Here is a 16,259-nt window from a genome sequence, read left to right as displayed (position 1 = left end):
TGAAAAGATTTTAACCAAAAGCGGGAAACGGATAGTTCCCGCTTTTTTGTTTACTGTTCAAAAACAGTTATTTTTACCCAACAACTATCCGGACATGAAATTAAACATTCTTTTTACCGCATTATTCCTGAGTTCATTGGCATTTGCCCAAAAAACAGAAAAGAAGAACTATCAATATATCAATCCGCTTATAGGAACGCAACGAATGGGCCATACCTTTCCCGGCGCAACAGTTCCTTTTGGATCAGTTCAGCTTAGCCCGGATACAGATACCATCGCTTATGAGCTCAACAAAAAATACAACGGCAAAGTATATGAATACTGCGCAGGATACCAGCATGAAGACAAGACCATAGTTGGCTTTAGTCACACCCACTTTAGCGGAACAGGCCACAGCGATCTGGGCGACTTCCTTATTATGCCTTCTATAGGAGGATTACAACTTAATCCCGGAACGGCAGACAAACCACTTTCTGGCTACCGTTCAGCATATTCGCACGCAAATGAGACAGCTACTGCCAATTACTACAAGGTAAAACTGGATGATAATAATATTACGGCAGAACTTACCGCCAGCCATCGTGTAGGGTTTCATCGTTATACTTTTCCTTCAACAGAACAGGCACATATTATCCTGGATTTGATGCACGGTATTTACAACCACAACGAAAAGAATGTATGGACCTTTATTCGTGTTGAAAATGACACCCTTATCACCGGTTACCGACAGACTAACGGCTGGGCAAGAACCCGCACGGTTTACTTCGCAATGACATTTTCTAAACCCATAAAACAATATGGCGCACGAAAATATGATGAAAACAATATATATAAAGGCTTTTGGCGAAAGTTTGACGAATCGAAAAATTTCCCAGAGCAGGCAGGCAGAAACATCAGAATGTATTTTGATTTTGATGTAAAGGCAAGCGAACAGGTGTTGGTAAAAATGGCACTATCTCCGGTGAGTACTGCTGGCGCATTAGCCAATATGCAAGCAGAAATTCCGCATTGGGATTTTGACAAAACAAAACACGATGGCGAACTGCTGTGGGAAAAAGAACTAAATAAAATCAAAATTGAAACCCTCACTGAAAACGACAAGGTTAACTTTTATACCGCCATGTACCATGCATTTATAAACCCGACTGTTTATATGGATACTGACGGAAGTTACAAAGGCCTGGATCAAAATATCCATAAAGCCGATGGCTTTACTAATTACACCACTTTCTCCCTATGGGATACTTACAGAGCATTACATCCCCTTTTTAATATTGTACAGCCAAAACGTAATACCGACATGATCAAAAGTATGTTGGCACATTACGATCAGAGCGTACACCATGCGTTACCTGTATGGTCGCATTATGCCAATGAGAACTGGTGCATGATTGGCTATCATTCGGTTTCGGTAATTGCTGATGCCATAGCTAAAGGCAATGATGATTTTGATAAAGAAAAGGCACTTAAGGCCTGTATCAGCTCATCAAACCTTAAATACTTTGACGGACTCGAATACTATATTTCAAAAGGTTATGTTCCTGAAGATAAAAACGGTTCTTCAGTTTCAAAAACACTTGAATATGCCTATGATGACTGGTGTATTGCACAGATAGCCAAAAACATTGGCAACAAAGCTGTCGCCGATGAATACACCAAACGCTCACACAATTACAAAAATGTATTTGATCCGGCTACCGGTTTTATGCGCCCAAAAATGAACGATGGTACTTTTAAAAAGGAATTCGACGCGTTGGATACGCACGGACAGGGCTTTATTGAAGGAAATGCATGGAATTACAGTCTGTATGTACCGCAATACCCTGATGAACTTGTAAAGCTTAACGGTGGTAAAGAGGAATTTACCCAACATCTGGATTCATTGTTTACCATGACACTCCCTGATAAATATTTTGCCAATACAGAAGATATTACCCGAGATGGAATTATTGGCAATTACGTTCATGGCAATGAACCGTCGCACCACGTAGCCTATCTGTATAATTGGACAGGACATCCGGAAAAAACACAGCAAAGGGTTCGTATGATACTTAATGCCATGTATAAACCAAAATCTGACGGGCTTGGCGGCAATGACGATTGTGGACAAATGAGCGCATGGTATATTTTTTCATCACTGGGTTTTTATCCTGTGGCACCGGGAAGCGATCATTACGCGATAGGTTCTCCCAACATCAAAGAAGCAACACTTAATCTTGAAAACGGAAAGACATTCACAATCATCGCTAAAAATCAGTCACCGGCTAATGTATATGTCAGCAAAACAGAATTAAACGGAAAAATATTAGACAGAACCTATCTGACACATAAAGAAATCACACAAGGCGGCGAACTTGTTTTCTATATGAGTAAAAAGCCTAAGAAATAGTTTTTAATTAGAAATCAGCAATTCGTTTTCAGATATTTGTTGAACTCTGTAAGGCTTTAGTCCATACTGTACCTTGACTCCGCCTGTAGGCTGTCCTGTATATAAAAAATATTCAACATTATCACATGGGCAGGTTGCCATGATTCCGTTAAGTGTAAGCCTTGAACAGGTATCCAACGGTTGATTGGGGCAACTTGCCTCAAAAGCGGTAAAACCGGTTCCTGTATTTGTTACAAAAATTCCATTGATACCTGAAGTTACCGTAGAAACATAAACTGCATTCCCTGCAAATTTGAGTTGACTATAGAGGGGCGAACTCATATCAACCGGAACCTGAAAACTATAATTAGGAAGGTATTTGTTATTGTTGTTAAAATTATCATCATCACAACTTGCCATTATGGCAACCATCAGTAATCCAAACAGTAAAATATATTTTTTCATTAAATGAAAATTTAAGCTTTATAATTATGAAACAAATTTAATTTAATTAACTTTGACATCATGCTATTGCGTGATTAAAAACTGAAATACTAAAAAAATATTATCTTTGCAGAAAGAAATCCCATCGCAATGGGATTTTTTCTATTTATATAAACGACGTAATTATGAGTACAGTATCTTATTATACAGCTGAAGGATTAAAAAAACTGAGAGATGAACTTGATCAGCTAAAAAGTATTGAAAGACCTAAGGCTTCTGCTGCAATTGCAGAGGCAAGAGACAAAGGTGACCTTTCTGAAAATGCAGAATATGATGCAGCTAAAGAGGCACAGGGACTTCTTGAGCTTAAAATAGCCAAGATGGAAGAGCTTGTTGCTAACGCTCGTCTTATAGACGAGTCACAACTTGACTTATCAAAAGTACTTGTACTTAGCACGGTTAAAATTAAAAACCAGGCTAATGGCATGGAAATGAAATATACCCTTGTTGCTGAAAGTGAAGCCGACCTTAAAACCGGAAAAATTTCGGTTACATCACCTATTGGAAAAGGACTGCTGGGAAAATCAGTTGGAGAAACAGCTGAAATAAAAGTACCAAACGGAACACTTATGTTTGACGTTCTTGAAATAACAAGAGACTAACCATGAGTTCTATATTTACAAAAATAGTTAATGGTGAAATTCCGGCTTACAAAATAACCGAGGATGATAATTATCTGGCTTTTCTGGATGTTAATCCAAACGCCAAAGGCCATACTTTGTGTATCCCTAAGCAGGAGATAGACAAGATTTTTGATATGGAGGAAGAACATTATCTTGGATTGATGAAGTTCTCCAGAAAAGTTGCCAAGGCTCTTGAAAAAACTGTACCATGCAAACGTGTTGGTGTCGCAGTTATAGGCCTTGAAGTTCCTCATACACACGTGCACCTTATTCCGCTGAACGAAATGGATGAGATGCGTTTTGTAAATAAAGTAAAACTCGAAAAAGAAGAATTTGAAGCGCTTGCAAAAGCCATAGCTTCAAATCTGTAATTGATAATTATTTCCTAAAATACAATAAACCACGCTAAGCGTGGTTTATTTATTTAACAATTTAAAAGTCATCAACCAAAACATAAATTAAGCGAATCATGAAAAAGATATTCGGATTACTACTAACACTTGCATGTCTTGCCGGCTGTTCAAGCGATGATAATGCAAAAAAAGATGCCGTAAGCCTCGACCAGCTTGCAAAAAGATGGTATTACAAAGCCACCAAAATTGGTAACTCATCATCAGATTATGTACACCAGCCTTGTGGCAAGGACTATTTAGAATTTGTAGCACCCAACACTGTAAAAGAGCTGCACTGGACGGACTGCCAACAGGACCCGGAAACAGAAACCGGAACCTACACTGTTAATGCCGAAATTAATCAGCTTACAACCACACTGGGTACCGAAACTGTAACGTATATAATAAAAAAGCTCAACTCTAAAGAACTCGAAGCAGAAACCTCAATAGCAAATGCAAAGGTTACTTTTGTTTTCACGAGTGTACCATAAAAAAGTCGGCTGTCTAAAAATGACAGCCGACTTTTTTATTATATTTTCTTATAAGTTGCCTGCATAGTGGTCCCCTTCCCCATTTCGGAAGAAAACACCCTGATCCTGCCCTTGTGATATTCTTCTACAATACGCTTTGTTAACGAAAGCCCAAGGCCCCATCCCCTTTGCTTTGTGGTAAAACCCGGTTCAAACACTTTTTTAAACTGACTCTTCGGGATACCTTTTCCGGTATCACTTACCTTTATCCTTATGTGTTTTTCGCTTTCTGAAAGAATCACATCAAGCCTTCCTTTACCTTTCATGGCATCGATAGCATTCTTTACCAGGTTTTCAACCGTCCAGCTATGCAATTCAGGATTAAGCATCACTTTAACCGGATGATTTGGAGCCATAAAAAAGAATTCCACCTGCCTTGAAGCTCTCGATCTCAGGTATTCGAACGACTTTTCAGTTTCGGCTACAATATCCCTTTCTTCGAGCACCGGCTCCGACCCTACCTTACTAAAACGCTCGGCAATAACCTGCAGGCGCTGTACATCTTTTTCTACTTCGGTTACCGTAGTTTCGTCCACATTATCCGCTTTCATGATTTCTATCCAGCCTAAAAGCGATGATAATGGCGTACCAATCTGATGCGCTGTTTCTTTTGCCATACCGGCCCAAAGCCTGTTTTGGGTTGCCATTTTGCTGGCTCTGTAAAAGATAAACACTATTGTTGCAAACAAAATGACAATTATAGCTAAGGTAACCGGATAATATTTAAGGTTATTCAACAACTGGGAATTACCATAGTACAAATACTGATGATCCCCCTTACCCAGATTTATTACTATAAATGTTTGTTCTTGTTTTAATTCGTTCAGATATGCTTTTTTGCGAATAGTATCGTTTGCAATTTCATCCGGTAGATTTTTTGAATCCTGAACTACTCCGTTTTTATCAGTAAGGATAATTGGAACCGAACTATTATTTTGTATAATCATTAACGGAAGCGTAAAGTCGGTATCCTGCATGGATGGAGCATTCACCATGCGATATGCTTCTGCCAAAACCTCAACCTTTTTTCTTTCATCTTCTTTAAAGATGTTAAAAAAACTGTAGGTATTCCAAAGTATAGAAAGAACTATAAAAAAAGAAGCCGCGATAATTAACCATCTACTAATATTCCTGTTATCTGAAAATTGCATAAACGTGTATTTGTGGCTTAAAGATACTAAAAGTTGGGAGGTGGTTTATAATAACGGCACTGAGGGTTATATATTTTATCAACAGCTTTCATAAAACCCTATGCTGGTAGTTAAGAAAAAGTATCTTTGTATAAACAAAAAAAGCGATCATGCTCACTATAGACCCTAAAGAACTTACTACTCCTAAACTGCACGGTTACTTACAAAGTGCAGTGGGACCCAGACCAATAGCACTGGCAAGTACGTTAGACGGCAACAACACCCCTAACCTTTCGCCTTTCAGCTTCTTTAATATTTTTAGTTCAAACCCACCGGTATTAATCTTTTCTCCTTCGAGAAGGGTACGCGACAATAGCGTTAAGCACACATTGCTGAATGCTGAACTTAATCGCGAAGTAGTAATAAACGTGGTAAACTATGCTATGGTAGAGCAAACTTCACTATCGAGTACAGAGTATGCTTCGGGGGTAAATGAGTTTGAAAAAGCAGGATTTACCATGATTCCTTCGCAAACTGTAAAACCTTACAGGGTAAAGGAAGCACCGGTACAGTTTGAATGCCGCGTAAACCAGATTATAGCCCTGGGTACTGAAGGCGGAGCAGGAAACCTGATACTTTGTGAAGTACTGAAAATGCACATTGACGAAAGCATTCTTGATGCTAACGGAGCGATAGACCAGCACAAAATAGACCTTGTTTCAAGACTTGGCGGAAACTGGTATTCACGTTCTTCAGAAGGGCTTTTTGAGGTTGAAAAACCCCTGACAACTTTAGGCATAGGTGTAGATGCTATTCCGGGATTTGTAAAAGAAAGTGGTTTCTTCGATGGTAACGATTTAGGCAAACTTGGCAACACCGAAACATTGCCTACTGATGAAGAAATTGATATCTTTGTAAAAGAGAGCTTTGAGATTAAGGCCGTTTTAAGCGCCGATGATGAAAGCAAAAAGTTCCTGAAAGCCAAGGAATACCTTGACAACAACCAGGTAGCCACAGCATGGAAAGTGCTGCTTGCCAAATAAATTTAATTAATAACGATAGCTGCTGCAAGGCAGAAAATAACAACAAACATTATGGAAGTTTCAGGAAGAATTAAGATGATTGACGAAACCAAAGCTTTTGGTGCTAATGGTTTTAGAAAAAGAGAAATAGTAGTTACTACCGATGAGCAGTACCCACAGCACATTATGATCGAGTTTACTCAGGACAAATGTGACCTGCTTAACAACTACACTGTAGGCGAACCTGTAAAAGTTTCCATAAACCTTAGAGGAAGAGAATGGGTAAACCCTCAGGGAGAAACAAAATACTTTAACTCTATACAGGGCTGGAGAATAGAAAAAGCCGGAGCTGAAGCTCCACAAGGCTATGGACAACCTCAGGGTTATGGTGCTCCGCAAGGATACCAACAAGCTCCTCAGGGATACAACCAGGCACCACAACAAGGTTATCAGCAGGCACCTCCCGCACAAAACGATCGCTTTGAACCGGCAACAGGTTTTAAGGAAGAAGAACACGACGACTTACCATTTTAATAAAATCACAAAAACCCGAAGCAATGCTTCGGGTTTTTTATTTCATCTCTATTGTTTATAAACAAAAAACGGAGATCCGAACCACCAGATCTCCGCATAAAATTAGCTAAAACACAAACCATGTTTTATTACTTATGAAGTAATGTATCTATAGCAAATAGCCATAAATTATAGTAGTTTATATTTCGTGGTAAAACTACAAAACCTATATGAGAAAAGGATTACAGAAAAATATGCTCCAAGGATAATTTTTGTTATAAAAAATTACTTACAAGTAAGCGAAAATTAAAAACGGAGATCCGAACCACCAGATCTCCGTATAAATTTAGCTAAACACAAACTATGCTTTGATGCTCAAGCATCTATGCTATAATAAATCGTCGTTAAAAACTATTTTGCTTGTATTCGGGTGCAAAATTATAATAATAACACTACCCTTTATTGAACTATTCCTACATTTAACATTTAGATAATGCTAAATCACAAAATAGCTTATTTGTGTGAGTTTAACCAGTGATAGCAGTTATAAATATTACATTTGCAGAAAAATAGAAAATGTACTTCCTGACAAGCGAATTATACTTCCCATCAGCAGAACAGGCATCTCCTGAAGGCATTGTTGCCATAGGTGGCGATCTTTCGCCTCAGCGACTGCTATTAGCTTACCGTAGCGGTATATTTCCCTGGTTTGAAGACGACGAGCCTATTTTATGGTGGAGTCCCCCTGAGAGAATGGTTTTGTTTCCTGACGAACTAAAAATTTCGAAGAGTATGCGAAACATAATTAACCGTGGAATTTTCAGGGTAACCTTCAATACCGCATTCAGGGAAGTGATATCTAACTGCCGCAACATTAAAAGAGACGGACAACCAGGCACGTGGATAACTACCGATATGGTTGAAGCCTATTGCAACTTAAATGAATTGGGTGTAGCCAAATCGGTTGAAGTATGGCAGGGAGATGAACTTGTAGGTGGCCTATATGGTGTGGACCTTGGCCATATTTTTTGTGGTGAAAGTATGTTTTCTAAAGTGAGTAATGCCAGCAAAATCGCTTTTATAGCATTGACAAAGCAGCTTTACATAGCTAATTACCGCCTTTTAGACTGCCAGGTATACAATGAGCATCTGGAGAGTCTTGGCGCACGGGAAATAGAGCGTGAAGATTTTTTAGAGATACTTAAATACTAATTTCCAATCACAGTCACAGTTTTAATCCGCCATTTCAGGCGTAATGCATCAAAGCGCAGCGACCCGATGAGATTGCTTTGTCATATCTACCTGTAATTAAAAAAGAATCGGAAATATCAATAAAACAAAAAACCCACTCCTTGCAGAATGGGTTTTTATATGATAGAGTTTTATTTCTTAAGCTTCGAATGGAACTACAGAAACGAAAGATTTGTTGTCACCTTTCTTCTGGAATTTCACTACACCGGCAACTTTTGCATGAAGAGTATGATCTTTACCCATGTAAACGTTTTCACCAGCATTGTGCTTAGAACCTCTTTGTCTTACGATAATGTTACCTGCAATAGCAGCCTGTCCACCATAAATCTTAACGCCTAGACGTTTCGATTCTGATTCCCTACCGTTCTTGGAACTACCGACACCTTTCTTGTGAGCCATGATGTTTTGTTTTTAAATGTTAATTATTCCTCTGTAGCTTCCGCTTTTTTAGCCGCCGCTTTTTTCTTTGGTGCTGCACCAGCTCCTGTGATACCAGAAATTTGGATTTGCGTTAAAGATTGACGGTGACCGTTTTTCTTTTTGTAACCTTTTCTTCTTTTCTTTTTGAAAACGATTACTTTTTCACCTTTTAAGTGTTGTAACACTTTAGCTTCTACTGAAGCACCTTCTATAGCCGGGGCGCCTATAGTTACGTTTCCGTTATCATCTAAAAGAAGAACTTTTGCAAAAGATATTGCATCTCCTTCTTTAGCATCAAGACGGTGAACATAAACCTTAAGGTCTTTGCTAACTTTGAATTGCTGCCCTGCTATCTCTACGATTGCGTACATAACAATATGGTTTAATTAATTTTTTTAAGGTTGCAAATATACAACTTATTATTTATCAGCCAACACACGTGTGATATTTTATACGAAAAAATCGGAGAATATGCCTTATGAATCCAAATTCTTAAAAAAAAGTAAAAATATTGTAACAAAATCTCGAACTTGCACACCAATTAGCAATATCAAAATAATTATTAATTTTTATGAAAAAATCTTTAATGGCTTTGGGTTCACTTCTTATGCTTGGCGGAGTTGCTTCAGCTCAAAAAGTGGCATTCGAAGAATACAATTTAGACAACGGCCTTCATGTTATCCTTCACCAGGATAAATCGGCTCCGGTTATCGTTACTTCGGTAATGTATCACGTAGGTTCTAAAGACGAAAACCCTGAAAGAACAGGTTTTGCACACTTTTTTGAACACTTACTGTTTGAAGGAACAGAAAACATCAAACGTGGTGATTGGTTTAAGATAGTTACTGCTAATGGTGGTAACAATAACGCCAACACTTCTGACGACAGAACATATTACTATGAAGTTTTCCCTTCTAACAACCTTGAGCTTGCTATATGGATGGAAGCTGAAAGAATGCTTCACCCTGTTATCAACCAGATAGGAGTTGACACTCAAAACGAAGTTGTTAAAGAAGAAAAAAGACTTCGTATAGACAACCAGCCTTACGGAAACCTTATTGCAGAAGTTAAAAGAAACATGTTTAAAGTGCACCCGTACCGTTGGGCAACTATCGGTTCAATGGATCACCTGGACGCTGCAACACTTGAAGAATTCCAGGCTTTCAACAAAAAGTTCTACATCCCTAACAATGCAGTGCTTGTTATTGCCGGAGATTTTGATCCTGCACAGGCAAAAAAATGGGTAGATCAATATTTTAGCAAAGTTCCAAAAGGAACACCTGTTACTCGCCAGAAATTCGAAGAGCAGCCTATCACTCAGGCTTTCAAGGCTACTTACGAAGATCCTAACGTACAGCTTCCAATGGTGGTTACTGCTTACAGAACTCCATCAATGAAAACAAAAGACGCTAAAGTTCTTGATATGATCTCTTCAATCCTTACAGGCGGAAAAAGCTCAAGGATGTACAAAAAGATCGTTGACGAGAAAAAAATGGCGCTTCAGATAGGTGCTTTCAACTATAGCCAGGAAGATTACGGACTATATATAGTTTACGGAATTCCAATGCAGGGCTTTACAGCTGCTGATGTAATGAAAGAAGCTGATGCAGAAATCGTGAAACTTCAGACAGAACTTATCTCAGAAAGAGAGTTCCAGAAACTTCAAAACGAAATTGAGAGCAACTATGTAAGCAGCAACTCTAACGTTGAAGGTATTGCAGAAAACCTTGCTTCTTTCTACCTTTTATATGGTGATGTAAACCTAATCAATACTGAAATTGAAATCTATCGTTCAATTACCAGAGAAGACATCAGAGAAGTTGCTAAAAAATACCTTAACCCTAACCAACGTTTAACGTTAGACTACGTAGGCGCTAAAGACAAAGCACAAAACTAAGCATTGAAAAAAATCATGAAAAAAGTTATATATATCCTAGCCGGCGTATTGTTATCATTCAATATGCACGGACAAGTTATACCACAGCCTAAACCGGGACCAGCTCCTAAAGTTAACGTAGGCAAACCGGAAACTTTCTCTCTTAAAAACGGACTTAAAGTTCTTGTTGTAGAAAACCACAAACTTCCTACAGTATCTTACACCCTTACTATGGATAACGCTCCGTATGCAGAAGGTGCAAAAAAAGGTGTTTCTGATATGACTGCAGCCCTTATGGGTAGCGGAACTAAAAAAATGCCTAAAGATGCTTTTAACGAAGAAGTAGATTTCTTAGGTGCCAGCATTGGCTTCGGATCGCAATCGGCTCACGGAAGCGGACTTTCTAAATATTCTAACAGAATTTTAGAACTTATGGCTGACGGTGCTCTAAACCCTGTATTCACTCAGGAAGAGTTCGACAAACAAAAAGCACAAATTATTGAAGGTCTTAAATCTGACGAAAAAAGTGCATCTGCTATCGCAGGCAGAGTTGGCGGTGTTCTTGTATTTGGTAAAAATCACCCGGCAGGTGAGTATCTAAGTGAAGAGACATTAAATAACGTTACCCTTTCTGACGTTCAGGCAAACTACAATACTTACTTTGTTCCCGGCAACGCATACCTTGTAGTTGTTGGTGATGTAAAAGTTAAAGATGTAAAAAAACAAGTTGAAAAACTTTTCGGTTCTTGGAAACCTGCTATCGCTCCAAACGTATCTTATAGCGACCCTAAAGACGTTCAATACACTCAGATTAACTTTGTAGATGTACCAAATGCGGTTCAGTCTGAAATTTCGGTTGTGAATGTTTCTAACCTTAAAATGACTGATAAAGATTATTTTGCTACGCTACTTGCTAACCAAATTCTTGGTGGTGGTGGAGAAGGAAGATTATTCCTAAACCTTCGTGAAGCTCACGGATGGACTTATGGTGCTTATTCTTCAATTCGCGGAGGTAAATATGTAAGCGATTTCTCTTCATCAACATCTGTAAGAAACACAGTTACTGACAGTGCAGTTGTAGAGATCTTTAATGAGCTTAAGAAAATAAGAACTGACCTTGTTTCTGAAGAAGACCTTAAAAACGCTAAAGCGAAATATGTAGGAAGCTTTGTAATGAACATGGAAAAACCGGGAACTGTTGCCCGTTATGCACTTACAACACAAACTCAGGGTCTTCCTGCTGATTTCTACGAAAACTACATCAAAAACATCAACGCTGTAACTGCTGAAGACATCAGAAGAGCTGCTAACAGATTCTTCTCTGTTGAAAACGCACGTGTTGTAATTGTAGGTAAAGCTGCCGATGTACTTCCGGGTCTTGAAAGCCGCAAAATGCCAATATTCTATTTTGACAAATATGGTAACCCAACAGAAAAACCTGTTGCTAAAAAAGCTGTTCCTGCAGGTGTAACTGCTAAAACAGTTTTAGATAACTACATTAAATCTATCGGTGGTGAAAAAGCTGCTAAAGGAGTTAAAAGCATCTACACTAAATCTAACGCTACTGTACAGGGAGCTCCTGTAGTTCTTACTTCAAAAGTTACTTCAGATAATAAACAAGCTGTAGAGCTTACAGTTATGGGCAACTCTATGATGAAACAGGTAGTAAACGAAAAAGGTGCTTACAGAATGGGTCAGGGTCAAAAAGAAGAAGTTAAAGGCGAAGAACTTGCTGAACTTAAAGCAAGCGCTGTTCCTTTTGAAGAACTTACCATGGCTAACAGCAAAGATGCAGCAGTAACAGGAATCGAAGCGATTAACGGTTCAGATGCATATTCAGTTAAAAAAGGTGACACAACATACTACTATGATGTAAAATCAGGTTATAAAGTTGCCGAGTCTCGTGATCAGGAAATTGCTCCGGGTCAAAAAACTACAATCTTCACTTACTACGGTGATTATAAAGATGTAAAAGGTATTAAGGTACCTCACAACATTATTATGAATGTTGGTATCGAGCTTAACCTAACAGTTAGCGAAGTTAAAATCAATGAAGGTGTAACACCTGCTGATTTCCAATAATATTATTTTGATTGCTTACAGAAGCCTTCGCTAACGCGAAGGCTTTTTTGTTTTATTTATTTCAATATTTTTTAAAACAACTCAAAAAAAACCAATCAGAAATAAACTTGTTAAATTTTTTTTCAAATTACAAATAATTAATAAATAGATAGTGTTTAATTCATATTTTTATAAAACTATTAAACACATAATTTTATTTGTATGAAAAAATTTACTTCACTATTAGTAATGATTCTGCTTCTCGTCGTCACGACAGTTAATGCACAAACATCGCTCTACACTTTTTCACAGTCAACAGGTACCTATACCGAAATTACAGGAGGAACAGTTTTAATTTCCTGTCTGGATTGTGGAACAACTTACGACACCAATTCTTATACAGCTACATTACCAACACCTTTCCTCTTTAATGGAACACCCGTAACAGATGTAGTAATGAGAGTCGACGGAAGTTTAGTTTTGGGCACTACAACACTTAGTTCTGCGCAATCCCCTTTAAGTTCAACAACTGTTGGCACAGGTGTCGTATCACCATTGGGTATGCAATTAAGAAATACAGGTATAACAGGAACGCTTTTTGAAATGAGATGGCTGGATAATGGAACAGATTATATCTTCCAGTGGAAAAATGTGGCCCGTTTAACACAACACACTGTTGAGACATTAAATTTCCAGGCTAAACTAAATAAAGCTACCGGAGTAATCAGCTTTATTTATGGCCCCATGAATAACGTAGCTGCTTCTGAAACATATCAACCTCAGGTTGGACTTAGAGGCACAACTACCGCTGATTATTTTAGCAGATCACTTACTGGCTCAATCCCTGATTTAACACCTTCATGGGACGACACGGTAGTATCTACAACAAATACAACAGCATCTACAGTAAGATTCACAACTAATTTACCTGCTGTTTTTCCACCATCAGGCTTAACTTATATATTTACTCCACCACCTCCATGTAGCGGTATTCCTTCAGCAGGAACAGTATCAACTATTTTAGACAGGCTAATATGTTCCGGAACAGCTCCTGGAGTTATCACTGTTCCTGATGCCCCCCTTGTAGGAGGAATTTCATATCAGTGGGAAGAATCAACAAATGGCGGAACTTCTTGGGCTAATGCCATAGGTGGAACAGGAGCCACAACAAATTCTTACACACCTCCAAGCTTTTCAGGCACAACAATAAAGTACCGCTTAAAAGTAACCTGTGCAAACGGAGGCGGGTCGGCTACTTCGGCTGTAACAACAATAAGTCCTGCAGCAGCCCCTCTTACACAGGCATCAAATTTAACTTTCGGCAGCTTAGGATTAGGATATAATTCGGTAAATATGCTATTTAATGCTGGCACCGGTACGCGAAGATTAGTTTATATGAGTACTACTCCTATCGTAGATCCTACTGCAACCTCTATGACCACAGCTCAATTAACAGGAAACTCTGCCTATACAGGAACAGCGCAACAATTAATATACGAAGGAACCGGAACCGGTGTGACAGTTACAGGCTTAACCTGCGGAACAACATATTATGTTAAGGTTTATGAATACAACAGATGCGGCACAACACCTTTCAGTGTTTTCATAAACACTACCAATGGAACCAACGCTACAACGTTTGCAACACCATTAACGGCAACTTTACCTAATATAAACAATATTACAGGATTTGTAGGCGCAAACATGGGTAGCGTTTCTACCGGTTGGTTTGAAGCAGCAATTACAACCGCTTCGGGTGCTACACCTCTTACAGCTAATCCTTCAGGAATAACTTCTCAATGGGTCAACTCTACGGCGTTTGGAGGCCAGACAACCGCAAAGATAAACCTTGTTGCTGCAGCAAAGAACGAGTGGATTATTAGCCCTAAATATGTTCTTACAACGGCTACAAGAGTTAAATTCGCCGCTGCAATAACAGCTGCAAATTCAGCAAACGCACACGCTACAGGCATGCAGGGAACCGATGATCAGGTTCGACTGATGATTACCACCGATTGTGGAGCAACATGGACAACGCTTTATGCTATAAATGCTGCCACCACGGTTAACCTAAGTAACGTATTAACAGATTATACTATTGCTATACCAACATCGTATATTGGACAAACAGTACAAATAGCATTTCAGGCAACTGAAGGACCTGTAGACGATACTCCTACCTATGACGTTCACTTGAGTTATATAAAAGTTGAAGAAATCCCAAGTTGTGATTTCCCTATTTTTTCAAACTTTACCAATATCACCAAAAATAGCGTTACTATTAACTGGAATGTACCTAACACAGGAACACCGTCAGGTTATCAATATATAGTTTCTACATCGAGCACAACACCTGTAAGTGCAGGCACTGCCACAACAGGATTAACAGCAAACGTAACAGGATTACAGCCTTCTACCACATATTATGTATTTATAAGATCTGTATGCGGAGCAAGTTTTAGCGACTGGACAACCGTTAAATCCTTTACAACAATGTGTAACTATAGTGACATTACTGCTACCACCCCAGGAGTACGTTGTGGAGCAGGAACAGTAAACCTTGCTGTAGCTTCTACAGGCACGGTTAAATGGTTTGACACTCCTATAGGTGGTAATGCACTGGCAACCGGATTAACATATAGTCCAAACGTAACCGCAACAACAACATTTTATGCAGGTACAGAAATAGCCGGTTCACCACAATCAGGTGGCGGAAGAACAACAACTGCTACAACCAACACTACTGCTGCCGGTACCGGATATGGACTTATATTTGATGTAAGCTATGCTTTTGTACTTAATTCAGTAGATGTATTGCTTACCGGAACAAATGCGGGTAACCTTACTGTAGAACTTAGAAACAATACTGATACCCAAATACAAACAGTTACCGTAGCTGTTCCTGCCGGGAATTCAACAAATCCGACACAATTTACTGTCAACCTAGGCTGGAATATACCTGCCGGAAACGGATACAGGATAGTAGCCTTAGCCGGCGCTCCGGCAATGGTACGAGAAAATTCAGGAATACCATATCCTATAGCACTTGGAAATGTTGCAACACTGACTTCGGCTTACCTTAATGGAAATACTGACCCTGGATACTATTTCTTCTATAACTGGAACTATACCGCTCCTTGTTACTCGACAAGAACTCCGGTAGTTGCTACTGTAAACACTCCTGCTGCGTTTACGCTAAGTACAAATACTGCAACAACATGTCAGGGCCAGCCTACATCTGCTGTCACCATAACTTCCGGTGCAGCTGATTACACTGCTTATTCATGGGAACCATCAACAGGCGTTTCAGGTAATGCTACTACAGGATGGACATTTAGCCCAAGTACAACAACAACTTATACATTAACGGCCTCCAACTCAACTACAGCATGCTCTACAATAGCAACTGTTGACGTATCTATAAATGTAATTGTAGCTCCGACAGTTCCTGCTGCTACTCAGGATTTCTGTAATGCAGGTACAGTTGCTGATCTTGTTGCAACCGGAACAGGAATTAAATGGTATGCTGCTGCAACAGGAGGTACGGCTTTAGCTTCAACAACCGCTCT

At 39.1% G+C, this 16,259-nt stretch carries 14 protein-coding genes; 10 read left to right on the top strand and 4 right to left on the bottom strand.

Annotation, left to right across the window (positions count from 1 at the left end):
* The first annotated feature begins 94 nt into the window (after nt 1–94).
* The gene (locus DEU42_RS16355) at nt 95–2,389 is read left to right on the top strand and encodes a GH92 family glycosyl hydrolase (RefSeq protein ID WP_114759409.1); all 2,295 of its coding nucleotides are present in this window, start codon (nt 95–97) and stop codon (nt 2,387–2,389) included.
* A 3-nt stretch (nt 2,390–2,392) separates the two neighbouring features.
* Here DEU42_RS16355 and DEU42_RS16350 read toward each other — a convergent pair whose 3' ends face one another.
* Nucleotides 2,393–2,833, bottom strand: coding sequence for a Rieske (2Fe-2S) protein (locus DEU42_RS16350; protein WP_114759408.1), 441 nt, complete (start codon nt 2,831–2,833; stop codon nt 2,393–2,395).
* Nucleotides 2,834–2,997: 164 nt separating this feature from the next.
* Here DEU42_RS16350 and greA point away from each other — a divergent pair, with 164 nt between their 5' ends.
* From greA to DEU42_RS16335, 3 genes are all read left to right on the top strand, one after another.
* On the top strand, nt 2,998–3,474 hold the full coding sequence (gene greA, locus DEU42_RS16345; RefSeq protein WP_114759407.1) for a transcription elongation factor GreA: 477 nt from the start codon (nt 2,998–3,000) through the stop codon (nt 3,472–3,474).
* A 2-nt stretch (nt 3,475–3,476) separates the two neighbouring features.
* The gene (locus DEU42_RS16340) at nt 3,477–3,866 is read left to right on the top strand and encodes an HIT family protein (protein ID WP_114759406.1); all 390 of its coding nucleotides are present in this window, start codon (nt 3,477–3,479) and stop codon (nt 3,864–3,866) included.
* A gap of 98 nt (nt 3,867–3,964) precedes the next feature.
* Nucleotides 3,965–4,378, top strand: coding sequence for a lipocalin family protein (locus DEU42_RS16335; RefSeq protein WP_114759405.1), 414 nt, complete (start codon nt 3,965–3,967; stop codon nt 4,376–4,378).
* Between the two features lie 38 nt (nt 4,379–4,416).
* On the opposite strand, the gene DEU42_RS16330 is transcribed toward DEU42_RS16335, so the two are convergent.
* Nucleotides 4,417–5,568, bottom strand: coding sequence for a sensor histidine kinase (locus DEU42_RS16330; protein WP_114759404.1), 1,152 nt, complete (start codon nt 5,566–5,568; stop codon nt 4,417–4,419).
* A 149-nt stretch (nt 5,569–5,717) separates the two neighbouring features.
* Between DEU42_RS16330 and DEU42_RS16325 the strand changes: the two genes are divergently transcribed.
* The 3 genes from DEU42_RS16325 to aat all read left to right on the top strand — a co-directional run bounded on the left by DEU42_RS16325 (nt 5,718) and on the right by aat (nt 8,294).
* Nucleotides 5,718–6,590, top strand: coding sequence for a flavin reductase family protein (locus DEU42_RS16325; protein WP_114759403.1), 873 nt, complete (start codon nt 5,718–5,720; stop codon nt 6,588–6,590).
* 51 nt (nt 6,591–6,641) lie between these two features.
* Entirely contained in the window at nt 6,642–7,103 is a 462-nt protein-coding gene (locus tag DEU42_RS16320) for a DUF3127 domain-containing protein (protein WP_114759402.1), read from the top strand.
* A 555-nt stretch (nt 7,104–7,658) separates the two neighbouring features.
* Nucleotides 7,659–8,294 (top strand): leucyl/phenylalanyl-tRNA--protein transferase, encoded by a 636-nt coding sequence (gene aat / locus DEU42_RS16315; RefSeq protein WP_114759401.1) that lies wholly within the window; start codon nt 7,659–7,661, stop codon nt 8,292–8,294.
* 177 nt (nt 8,295–8,471) lie between these two features.
* Here the strand turns inward: aat and rpmA are convergent, their stop codons facing one another.
* Nucleotides 8,472–8,732, bottom strand: a complete 261-nt coding sequence (gene rpmA / locus DEU42_RS16310; RefSeq protein ID WP_114759400.1) for a 50S ribosomal protein L27 — start codon at nt 8,730–8,732, stop codon at nt 8,472–8,474.
* A 23-nt stretch (nt 8,733–8,755) separates the two neighbouring features.
* The gene (gene rplU / locus DEU42_RS16305) at nt 8,756–9,124 is read right to left on the bottom strand and encodes a 50S ribosomal protein L21 (protein ID WP_114759399.1); all 369 of its coding nucleotides are present in this window, start codon (nt 9,122–9,124) and stop codon (nt 8,756–8,758) included.
* Nucleotides 9,125–9,324: 200 nt separating this feature from the next.
* On the opposite strand from rplU, the gene DEU42_RS16300 reads away from it, so the two are divergent.
* The 3 genes from DEU42_RS16300 to DEU42_RS16290 form a co-directional block, all read left to right on the top strand.
* Nucleotides 9,325–10,650: a M16 family metallopeptidase gene (locus tag DEU42_RS16300; RefSeq protein WP_114759398.1), complete on the top strand. Its 1,326-nt coding sequence runs from the start codon at nt 9,325–9,327 to the stop codon at nt 10,648–10,650.
* Nucleotides 10,651–10,665: 15 nt separating this feature from the next.
* Nucleotides 10,666–12,711 (top strand): M16 family metallopeptidase, encoded by a 2,046-nt coding sequence (locus DEU42_RS16295; protein ID WP_114759397.1) that lies wholly within the window; start codon nt 10,666–10,668, stop codon nt 12,709–12,711.
* A gap of 201 nt (nt 12,712–12,912) precedes the next feature.
* Nucleotides 12,913–16,259: fibronectin type III domain-containing protein (locus DEU42_RS16290; protein WP_147278144.1), on the top strand; the 3,347-nt coding region annotated here is incomplete at its 3' end.

The sequence above is a fragment of the Flavobacterium sp. AG291 genome, from assembly GCF_003350375.1.
GTDB classification, from domain to species: domain Bacteria; phylum Bacteroidota; class Bacteroidia; order Flavobacteriales; family Flavobacteriaceae; genus Flavobacterium; species Flavobacterium suzhouense.
The sequence above is the reverse complement of the archived record's forward strand: the minus strand, read 5'-3'. Positions and strand labels throughout refer to the sequence as shown.